The organism is Phytoactinopolyspora endophytica (genome assembly GCF_004138495.1).
GTDB classification, from domain to species: domain Bacteria; phylum Actinomycetota; class Actinomycetes; order Jiangellales; family Jiangellaceae; genus Phytoactinopolyspora; species Phytoactinopolyspora endophytica.
Genome location: NZ_ML142855.1, coordinates 326,221 through 335,533, shown reverse-complemented (window position 1 = coordinate 335,533; position 9,313 = coordinate 326,221). Strand labels below are relative to the sequence as shown.

The window sequence follows — 9,313 nt, the reverse complement described above, 5'->3', positions numbered from 1 at the left end:
GAGGTGGCCGTGTGGTCGACGATCTCGTCGGCACCGGCCGCCTTAACGCTCTCGCTGCTGCTCGGGCTCGCGGTGGCGATGACGTACGCGCCTGCGCGCTTGGCCAGCTGCACCGCGTACCCACCCACGGGGCCGCCGGCACCGTTGATCAGCAACCGCTGGCCGGACTTCAGCTCGCCCGCCTCGAAGAGTGCCTGCGAGGCGGTGAGCCCGACCGACGGCAACCCGGCAGCGTCCGTCAACGGGATGCGAGTGGGCGCCTTCACCAGTACGTTCGCCGGGGCGACGACGTACTGCGCTGCTGAGCCGTCGGCGTTCATGGGGATGAGCCCGACGACGTTCTCGCCCACGGTGAGGCTTTCCACCCCCTCGCCGAGTGCGTCGATCGTGCCGGAGACGTCGTATCCCGGAACGTGCGGCGGCGTGATCGGGATCGGCAGGAAGCCGCCGCGAATGCCGCCGTCGGCCGGGTTGTACGCCGACCCGGCGACCTGGATGCGCACCTCACCCGCGCCGGGGACCGGCTGGTCGACGTCTTCGTAGCGCAGAACCTCTGGGCCGCCCGTTTCATGGAACCGTACTGCCTTCATGATTTCTTCCCCTTCGATGATGTGCTTCGAACTCGAAGCAACTGAGATTACAGTAACACTGATTCGAACTAGAAGCAAATGCTTCGAGTTAGAAGCACTGATAGGCTCGGCTCATGACCTCCTCGCCTCCTTCTCTGGATGCCACGCAGCTCGGTGCATACTTCGCCCTCATCGAGGCGTGCAGCCTGCTGAAGCACGCCGTCGAGCAGCAGTTGCGCGAGGCCGGCGATCTCAGTTATGTGCAGTTCCAGTCCTGGCCACTCTCGGCGACTCCCCGGCAGGCAGTCGGCGGATGACCGAACTGGCCGACGGCGTCGTCTACAGCCGCAGTGGGCTGACCTACCAGGCCCAGACGCTGGAGAAGCGGGGCCTCGTGACCCGGACGCCGTCCTCCGATGACGAGCGCAGCATCACCGTCACCATCACCGAGGAAGGACGTGCCGTGCTCACGGGGGTCTTCCCGGGTCACGTGGCTATCCTCCACGACCTGCTGTTCGCCGCGCTGTCCCGCTCCGACATCGAGACACTGGCCGACATCCTGACCCGCGCGCGAGACCACATGCGTCAGGCGCCGCCGCGGTCAGCGGAACCACGGCGGCGCAAGAAGACGGCCGGAACTGACCAAGCTCGGTAGCACGCAACCGATGTTTCGCCTGGCGGAGGTCTGGTCACGAGGACGCGAAAAGGTGCGCCCGGTCTCCTTCACCTGAGCGATCACGCCCTCAGCCGAGAAGACGTGATCGGCTGATCTACCGCCCGGGATCGACCGTGTCGGCAATCACCGTGGCACGCTCGCCGGGAGTGAGTGCGCTGGCGACGGACGGCGCGCCTTCGATCCAGGAGCCGGGTGTGACTCCCGTGTCGGCGGACACCCAGATGTCTCGCGCCCGTGCATACCCGGCGTCGATCGCCTCACGTGTAGAGCGCCCCAGGGCGCCGACGGCGTGGTAGATGAATCCGCCCGGCGGTGCGGTGACCGCTCTCTCGCGGCGGAGCGGCGCTCCGACGACGTGCCGGATCTCCATCATGATCAACGGCGCGTCAGCCTCGACCGCGGTGCCGAGGATCGCGGCGGCGATGTCCGGGGCGGACGCGTCGAGCCAGCCGATGCCGCCACCGAAGGTGTAACCCGACACCGACACGCTCGACGCAGAGCCCGCGAGCCCCAGCAACCCGCGCTTCGGCCTAAGCTCGACCTTGGGGACCAGGGCTAGGACGGCTATTGCGGATCAGCTGGGCTGGAAAATGCCGGTGATCGCCCACTGGACGAGTGTTACGGCAAAGGCGTTCACGCCTGGCCATCGTTGTCGATGTCGGTCCCTCGGGTGGCGTCAGATGTGGCACAAATGTGGCACGGAAAATCTTAGCTGATGATCGAGATATACGCTGACCTGCTCAAAGATGAAGCTGGGGTACCAGGACTCGAACCTAGACTAAGTGAACCAGAATCACTCGTGCTGCCAATTACACCATACCCCAGAGAATCGGACGGGATCGCCGCCCGATCGCCCGGTAAGAATAGCCGTTCAAGGACGCAGCTTCCAAACCGGCACGACGCGACCTAGATCACGTCTGAGTCGACGCCTCTGTTCGAGGCAACGCCGCCTCAATCCGCGCCAATGTCTTCTCTCGTCCCAGCAGCTCCAGGGACTCGAACAACGGCGGCGACACGCGTCGTCCCGTCACCGCAACCCGCACCGGCCCGAAGGCCAGCCGCGGTTTGAGCTCCAGGCCGTCCACCAGCGCCACCCGCAGCGCCTCTTCGATCGTCTCAGTCGTCCACTCGTCCAGGGCCTCCAGCGCGGACTGGGCGGCCTCCAGGACCGGCTTGGCGTCCGGCTTGAGCACCTTGGCCACGTCGCCCTCGTCGAGGGTGAATGCGTCGTCGTCGACGAACAAGAACGCCAGCATGCCGACGGACTCGTCGAGGACGCCCATCCGCTCCTGCACCAGTGGCGTGGCGGCGCGGAGCAACTCGACCGACTCAGGCGTGGGCGGATGGGCAAGCAGCCCGGACTCCTGCAGAATCGGCACCATCCGCTCCGACAAGTCGTTCACGTCGAGGTTGCGCACCCAGATTCCGTTGATCGCCTCGGCCTTCTTCAGATCGAAGCGTGCCGCCGCCGCGTTGACCCGGGTGATATCGAACGCCTCGGCCATCTCATCGATGGAGAAGACCTCCTGATCCTCGCCGATCGACCAGCCGAGCAGCGCCAGGTAGTTCAACAGGCCCTCGCGGAGGAAGCCCCGGTCGAGATAGAGCTGCAGGGACGACTCAGGCGCACGCTTGGACAGCTTCTTGCCGCCTTCCCCGGTCACCAGCGGCAGGTGCCCGAACCGCGGGATCGGACCTGAGGCGATCCCGAGCTCGCGCAGCGCCTCGTGCAGCACCAGCTGCCGCGGAGTGGAGGACAGCAGGTCCTCGCCACGTAATACGTGCGTGATGCCCATCAGCGCGTCGTCGACCGGGTTCACCAGCGTGTACAACGGATGACCGTTGGCCCGTACCAGGACATAGTCGAAGAGGTTGTGCTCGTCGACACTGATCTCACCACGGACCAGGTCGGTGAAGGTGACCGTCTCGTCGGGCGTGCGCATCCGCAGCACAGCCTCGCGACCCTCCGCCTCATACGCGGCGACCTGCTCGTCAGTCAGGTCTCGGCATTTCCCGTCGTAGCCGCTGGGCTTGCCGGCGGCTCGCGCCGCATCGCGTCGTTCCTCCAGTTCAGCTGCGGAGCAGTAGCAGCGGTACGCCTTGCCCGCCTCACGCAGCTTCGTCGCGACGTCGGCATAGATCTCCCGCCGCTCCGACTGACGGTAGGGGCCGTACTCGCCTCCCGCCTCCGGTCCCTCGTCCCAGTCGAGTCCGAGCCACCGCAAAGTGGCCAGCAGCGCCTCGTACGACTCCTCCGTGTCCCGTTCCGCATCGGTGTCCTCGATCCGGAAGACGAACGTCCCCCCGAAGTGCCGCGCGAAAGCCCAGTTATAGAGCGCGGAACGAACCAACCCGACGTGCGGGTTGCCGGTCGGCGACGGGCAGAAACGGACGCGCACGTCCTTGGCGGCCACATCACCGAGCACAAAGGCATCGGACGAATCGACGCCGTCTGTCACAGGAATCACCCTCATGTTTCGATAGCTCACAACTCACACGATGCTACGCGGACACCGACTCAACCACGCACAGACGAGCTCACTCGTCGGCCACGACCTGGTTGGCCAGCACACCGATGTTCTCGATGGAGACGACGACGTGGTCACCGACCTCGATCGGCCCGACGCCGGCGGGTGTTCCAGTGAGGATCACGTCGCCGGGAAGCAGCGTGAACGCATGGCTGATGTACGACACAAGCGCGGCGACGTCGAACACCATCTGCGACGTCCGGCCGTCCTGCCGCTGCTCACCGTTGACCAGGCAGCGAACTGCGAGATCCCCCGGGTCCAGGTCCGTCTCGATCCACGGCCCGAGCGGACAGGATGAGTCGAACCCCTTGGCCCGAGCCCACTGGTTGTCCTTGCGTTGCAGATCCCGTGCCGTCACATCGTTGGAACACGTGTAGCCGAGCACGACCTCGGTGACACGCTCGGCCGGCAGATCCTTGGCGATGCGCCCGATGATGACGGCCAGCTCCGCCTCATGGTGAACCTCGTCCGAGTGTTTCGGCAGCACGATCGGATCGTCAGGGCCGATCACCGACGTGTTGGGTTTGAGGAACAGCAGCGGTTCCTCCGGGACGTCGTTGCCCAGCTCGGACGCGTGCTCGACATAGTTCCGGCCGACCCCGATCACTTTGCTCCGCGGAATCACCGGCGCCAGTAGTCGCACGTCTTCGAGGGCCAGCTTCTCGCCGGTCAGCTGCACCGGCTTGTAGAGCGGATCGCCCTCCAGAACGGCTAGCACCGTCTGGCCGTCCTCATCTTCACCGACCGCACCGAAACGGGGATCGTCACCTGTAGTGAACCTTGCAATACGCACGCACGGAGGTTATCTCGCCGGGACCCGCGACGCCGAACCGGTCCACCGCGAGTGTGTGCTCGCGTCACTTCTGCGCAGTGCGGCGCCGCAACGTCGTCACCAGGTCACCTTCAAGCTGAGAGGCGACGACGAGCCCTACCAGCGCGACGACGAACACCGCCGTCAGCAGGCCGATCACAGCCGCGGTGCCCGATATCCGCTCCCCCAGCAACCATCCCATGACAATCACCCAGCTACAGCTGATCCAGATCATCGACTGCCCGCAGATTTCGTGTCTGGCGGTCGCGGTCTCGGGCGTCCTCGTGACCACGGCGTAGCACGCCGCTAGGACGAGCACCGCACCAGCCGTCACCGCGACCATCACGCCGACCGTCTCAGCCACCGCGTATCCGAGCAGCCCCGAGCCGACGAACGTCACCACGACGATGACCGCCTTGGCCATCCAGACGACGACAACAAGCCCGAGGACGGCCAGCACCGAACGCACCAGCGGCTCCTCACCGCCCTCTTCGGCGCCCGTCCGCTCGTCGCCACCACGACCCGGGAGGTCCACGGATCCATGCTAGTGAAACTTGGTCTCTTACGCTGGTGGACGTGGAGTACATGGACGAGCAGGAGTGGCGTCAGCACATGGCCGTCCACGAACAGCGCGTGGACGACGTCGTCGCTGGGCATCTCGCTCGCCAGGACGCCGGGCACCAGCACCCCGTGGAAGACTTCCTCTTCACGTACTACAGCTTCCGGCCCTCCCATCTGCGACGCTGGCATCCAGGCATCGGCGTCGCTCTCCTGGGCGATCCGCCGCACGTCGGCTGGCGTGGATACCGACGGATGCCAGCAGAATCGACGTCGGTCGCCGTGGACCCGGAGTTCATACAGCGACGCGCGTCGACCATCTCGTGGGTGCGTGATCTGCTGAAGGCCACCGCATCCCGGCCCGCCTTCACCGGATGCTTCGGGCTGCATGAATGGGCGATGGTCTACCGCACCAAGCCGGGCCAGCCCCGCCACGAGAGCTGGCCACTAAGGCTCGGCCACGACGGAACCGACGACGTGGTCGAGTCCCACCAGATCCGGTGCTCGCATTTCGACGCGTTCAGGTTCTTCACCGACGACGCCCGCCCGCGGAACGCAATGCAACCCACCCGTGAGCAGCAGCCGCAGCTGGAGCAGCCGGGATGCCTGCACGGAAATATGGATCTCTACAAATGGGCCTACAAGCTCGCGCCGCTGGTCCCGAGCGAATTGACCCTAGAGGCGTTCAACCTGGCACGGGAGATCCGCGAGCTGGACATGCGGGCTTCGCCATACGACCTGCGCAGTCTGGGTTACGAGCCGATCCCGATCGAGACCCGCGACGGCAAGGCGCAGTACGCCGCCGCGCAGAAGACGTTCGCCGAGCGCACCACCCCTCTACGGGCGCGACTCATCGCCGAGTGTGAGCGACTTCTGCGTAAACATACGGAGGCTGCATGAATGCCGCCCACCCTTGTGACCCGCGACGGCAAGATCCATCAATATGACGTCGCCGTCCTGAAAGCCTGAAGTTGCACCGTGCGCGTCCTCAGGGGTTGGGACAGCACGTCAGCGCTGTCGACGCGACTGAAAATGCGCGGCAGATCAAGAAGCAGGAGGCGCGGCAGATCTAAAAGCAAAGTCGGCAGATTTGAAGTTAGAGCCTCGGCAGATCTGAAGTTAAGTCCTCGGCAGATCTGACACGATCATGACATGGCAGGATGATCTAGTTCCACGTTCGGCGTCAGAGCAGCTCGCTGAGCTGGTTAGATCCTTCCGTATCGCCATCGTCAACGGTCCTCGCCAGGCGGGTAAGACCACCCTGCTGGAGCTCTACAAACGCGCCCATGGAGGCGAGTATCGAACCTTGGATTCATCGCCCACCCTGGAGACGGCGGAGAACGACCCGGAGTCGTTCGTCAACATCGGCGAACGACCGCTGATCATCGACGAAGTACAGCTTGGGGGCGACCGCCTGGTACGCGCTGTGAAGCAGGTCGTCGACACATCGCGTAAGCCTGGACAGTTCATCCTGTCCGGCTCCACACGGTTTCTCAGCGTTCCGAAGCTGTCTGAGTCGTTGGCTGGGCGCGGTGTTCGTCGATCTGTGGCCGCTGAGCATGGCGGAACGAACTGGCAACATCCGCTCGAACTTTCTCGACCACGTGTTCGGCGAGGTCGACGACCTGCTGGGGCCACGGTCATCCTGGTCGCGGGACGATTACCTGAGGCTGATCTGTCAGGGCAGCTACCCGGAGATTATGCCGATCACCTCGGCGCGTCTGCGACGAAGCTGGTTCAACGCCTACGTGCGGACTGTGACCTCGCGTGACGTTCGTGAGTTCGCGCAGTTGCGTGACGTACGCGCCTTGGTGCGCCTGCTGGGGTTGGTTGCTGCTCGATCAGGCGGTCTGCTCGTACTCGACGATCTCGCCCACGGGCTTGGGACGTCGATCCATAGCGTGCGCACATACCTGTCGTATCTGGAGATGGTGTTCCTCACCGCAACGGTGCCGGCGTGGTCAACCAACTTGACGTCTCGAATCACCAAGACCGCCAAAGTGTTCATGACAGACACCGGCCTCGCGGCGCACCTACTGCGAGTGACCGAGGAGTCCCTTCGTCGTCCAGGTCACGCCGCGCTCGGTGGTTTGGTCGAGACACTGGTCTACACCGAGCTCATGAAAGCCCAGGCACGCACCGGCGATGCTTTCGACATCTATCACCTGCGCGATCGCGACGGGCGAGAGATCGACTTCCTGTGTGAAGGACCAGACGGCATGGTAGTCGCCATCGAAGTCAAAGCGTCAGCTTCGCCCAGGCAGGACGCGGACCGTCACCTACGCTGGCTGCGGGACAAGATCGGTGACAGGTTTGCCGCCGGCATCGTCCTCTATCTGGGTCAGCACACGTACTCCCTGGGCGACAGAATCCAACTCTTGCCAGTGTCCGCGCTGTGGGACCACGCCGAGTTGCCCAGCTGATCATTGCTGAACTGTGACCAGGCGATCGATAGCGCAACGCCCGGCCGACTCACCTAATCCGGGCGAGCTGCCGGGCTCACGACTTCCGCGGGGAACCACCACCGAACGGAATCCAGCGCGAGGGCGCTTTCTTCTAGGGACGTGCAGCCGCAGCCAGTCTGCGACCGGCATGCCGGCCTGCCTGTGTGCTCGAGCCCAGGGCCTCAGAAATCTGTTTGCGGTGTTTCGGGATGACGCGCAGGGTGGCGTGGTGGGAGGTGCTGTGGGATGGCCGAGATCGTCGCAAAGATGTCGGTGCGTGACCTGACCATCGAGGATCTGAAGTGGTGTTCGTGGGCTGGTACAGATCTGCACCTTAAACAGGTCGCCAAGGAGTTGGAACGCGCCCGACGAGGTGAGGTGGATTATCTGGCCGCGTGTCCTCCGTCCGATGTGCCGGTGGCTATCGGCGGGGTCGACTATCAGGTGAACCCGGGTGCGGGGACGCTGTGGCAACTGGTGGTACACCCTGCGCTGCAGTCATGCGGTATCGGAACCATCCTGATTCGCGCAGCCGAGCAGCGCATTCTGGCGAGAGGGCTGCACCGCGCGGAGTTGAGCGTCGAGGAGACCAACCCTCGCGCACGTGCACTATACGAGCGACTCGGTTACGTCGGTCACGGCCGGAAGCGAGAGTCGTGGGACAGCGAAGGTCCCGATGGTGAGGTCACGCGATACGAGACGACCTGCACGGTCATGGGGAAGTCGTTGCTGTGACGCTGTTCATCCGGGACGGGCATCTCGCCCTCTTTGCTCACAAGCCGTGATCTGGGAGGTGGCGATCAAACAAGCCATCGGCAAAATCAGCTCACCCGCAGACGTAGCCGAGAGTATCCGTGACAGTGAGCGGCAGCAGCTGGGCCATCTTGAGTTCGCGCAGTTGCATGACATACGTGCCCTCAGTGCGCCTTTGGTCCTGTGATCGGTTGGCGCCTCTCATGGAACGCGGTGCAGCCAGTCCTCCGTGCCGAACTTGGCGGTGACACGCTCGCGGGCCAGCTCGAGCGTCCGCTCGTCCAGCGAGCTGTCCTCAAGGCCATACCGGGACCGGAACGTGCCGACCATGCGGTCGATGACATCGGCCCGTGCCAGGCCGGTCTGGCTGCGCAGCGGATCCACCCGCTTGATCGCGCTCTTCGTGCCCTTGTCCGAGAGCTTCTCACGGCCGATCCGAAGCACCTCGAGCATCTTCGCAGCGTCGATGTCGTAGGCCATGGTGGTGTGGTGTAGCACAACGCCGCCGGCCAGCCGCTTCTGTGCCGCGCCGGCGATCTTTCCAGCCGGGGAGGTGATGTCGTTGATCGGCTGGTACGTCGCCTCGATGCCGAGCTCGTTCAGTGCGCCCACGACCCACTCGTCCAGGAATGCATAGGAGTCAACGAACGACAGCCCAGACACCAGCGACTCCGGCACGTACAGCGAGTACGTGATCGTGTTGCCGGGCTCGACGAACATCGCGCCGCCGCCGCTGATCCGCCGGACCACCGTGACGTCGTGCTTAGCCGCCCCGTCGAGGTCGACCTCATTCCGCACCGATTGGAAGCTGCCGATGATGACCGCGTTCGACGCCCACTCCCACACCCGCAACGTCGGCGGCCGCTCCCCCGCGCCGACCTGTTCGGCCAGTATCTCCTCCAGTGCCATCTGCATCGGGGGCTCGTAGGGCTCGCCACGCAGGAAATGCCAGTCGTGATCGGTCCAAGTCGTCG

Annotated in this window: 9 protein-coding genes, 1 tRNA gene and 2 pseudogenes; 5 read left to right on the top strand and 7 right to left on the bottom strand. The window is 64.6% G+C overall.

The window, feature by feature from the left end:
• The coding region (locus ELR45_RS38070; RefSeq protein ID WP_205856719.1) for an NADP-dependent oxidoreductase at positions 1–590 on the bottom strand (590 nt) is incomplete at its 3' end.
• A gap of 113 nt (positions 591–703) precedes the next feature.
• Between ELR45_RS38070 and ELR45_RS16365 the strand changes: the two are divergent.
• Positions 704–1,224, top strand: a pseudogene (locus tag ELR45_RS16365) (MarR family winged helix-turn-helix transcriptional regulator).
• A 115-nt stretch (positions 1,225–1,339) separates the two neighbouring features.
• Here ELR45_RS16365 and ELR45_RS16360 read toward each other — a convergent pair.
• The 5 genes from ELR45_RS16360 to ELR45_RS16340 all read right to left on the bottom strand — a co-directional run bounded on the left by ELR45_RS16360 (position 1,340) and on the right by ELR45_RS16340 (position 5,119).
• A complete protein-coding gene (locus ELR45_RS16360) occupies positions 1,340–1,726 on the bottom strand; it encodes a hypothetical protein (RefSeq protein ID WP_129667339.1) in 387 nt (128 codons plus the stop codon).
• A 271-nt stretch (positions 1,727–1,997) separates the two neighbouring features.
• Positions 1,998–2,069 (bottom strand) — tRNA-Gln (locus ELR45_RS16355).
• 87 nt (positions 2,070–2,156) lie between these two features.
• Positions 2,157–3,719, bottom strand: a complete 1,563-nt coding sequence (gene gltX, locus ELR45_RS16350) for a glutamate--tRNA ligase (protein ID WP_129667338.1) — start codon at positions 3,717–3,719, stop codon at positions 2,157–2,159.
• A 64-nt stretch (positions 3,720–3,783) separates the two neighbouring features.
• Positions 3,784–4,566: a fumarylacetoacetate hydrolase family protein gene (locus ELR45_RS16345; protein WP_129667337.1), complete on the bottom strand. Its 783-nt coding sequence runs from the start codon at positions 4,564–4,566 to the stop codon at positions 3,784–3,786.
• Between the two features lie 64 nt (positions 4,567–4,630).
• Positions 4,631–5,119, bottom strand: coding sequence for a hypothetical protein (locus ELR45_RS16340; protein WP_129667336.1), 489 nt, complete (start codon positions 5,117–5,119; stop codon positions 4,631–4,633).
• 50 nt (positions 5,120–5,169) lie between these two features.
• Between ELR45_RS16340 and ELR45_RS16335 the strand changes: the two genes are divergently transcribed.
• The 4 genes and pseudogenes from ELR45_RS16335 (at position 5,170) to ELR45_RS16325 (ending at position 8,321) form a co-directional block, all read left to right on the top strand.
• Positions 5,170–6,042 carry a 3-methyladenine DNA glycosylase gene (locus tag ELR45_RS16335; RefSeq protein WP_129667370.1) on the top strand — a complete coding sequence of 291 codons (873 nt, stop codon included), beginning with the start codon at positions 5,170–5,172 and terminating at the stop codon, positions 6,040–6,042.
• Positions 6,043–6,403: 361 nt separating this feature from the next.
• Positions 6,404–6,622: pseudogene (locus tag ELR45_RS42750) on the top strand (ATP-binding protein); the annotation flags it as partial.
• A gap of 79 nt (positions 6,623–6,701) precedes the next feature.
• A complete protein-coding gene (locus ELR45_RS38060; protein ID WP_240759773.1) occupies positions 6,702–7,565 on the top strand; it encodes an ATP-binding protein in 864 nt (287 codons plus the stop codon).
• Between the two features lie 267 nt (positions 7,566–7,832).
• The gene (locus ELR45_RS16325; RefSeq protein ID WP_129667335.1) at positions 7,833–8,321 is read left to right on the top strand and encodes a GNAT family N-acetyltransferase; all 489 of its coding nucleotides are present in this window, start codon (positions 7,833–7,835) and stop codon (positions 8,319–8,321) included.
• A 219-nt stretch (positions 8,322–8,540) separates the two neighbouring features.
• Here ELR45_RS16325 and ELR45_RS16315 read toward each other — a convergent pair.
• The coding region (locus ELR45_RS16315; RefSeq protein ID WP_240759772.1) for a lipoate--protein ligase family protein at positions 8,541–9,313 on the bottom strand (773 nt) is incomplete at its 5' end.